Raw genomic sequence first — 635 nt, forward strand, 5'->3', positions numbered from 1 at the left:
AGTTGGCTTGCCGCACGTCCGCTCCTGGCCGGTTGCAGACGCCGGTTCTAAGATGAGTCTATCCGAGTTGTTGCCATTTAGGAAATCTTAGTCCTGCTAGCGCAGACGTGCGGAACATCTGCTCCCGACCCATTGCGGACCTTCAAGTGCCGCGTATTGGAAAGTCGTTCAACAACCGCACACACTGCGATGACAAGGGATGTAAGTAGCTTTGATCGATGGAAAAGGTGAATCGATGTTCTTGAGTTAACTGGTCCGGAGTGATTTGCACTTCCATCTCAACTGCGCCTAGAGACCGCGCCTTTAACGTTACGCCAATCTCAGGCTCCATGCATGCGAGTTTCGCCTCACCCTCCATCTCCTCGAGCAGCTTGTCTACAGCATGCTGCCAATCGGAGATTTCGTTCGTGCGGATGAAGGCTCCCCGTACAAGCACAGTTGCACCGTTCTCAGAGCAGATCGCGGTAGCGTTCAGCCAATTTCCGTCCCAGTAGTCGTCCGCGTCCCGATACTGGTATCCGTGCACCCAAAGCTTGAGGCCAGCAAGATGAAAATGTGGCTCGCCTAGTTCGTCTATGTAGCGGTTCATTCTCAGTAGCTTAACGGGTGAAATGGTCTCGGTGTATGTCCGCTTA

1 protein-coding gene is annotated in these 635 nt (G+C 53.2%); it reads right to left on the bottom strand.

The annotated features are described in order from the left end of the window. Positions 1-142: 142 nt before the first annotated feature. On the bottom strand, positions 143-635 hold a 493-nt coding region (locus ACHAC9_RS24525; RefSeq protein WP_435764428.1), incomplete at its 5' end, for a WapI family immunity protein.

The sequence above is a fragment of the Massilia sp. CMS3.1 genome, assembly GCF_051262535.1.
Classification (GTDB): domain Bacteria; phylum Pseudomonadota; class Gammaproteobacteria; order Burkholderiales; family Burkholderiaceae_D; genus Telluria.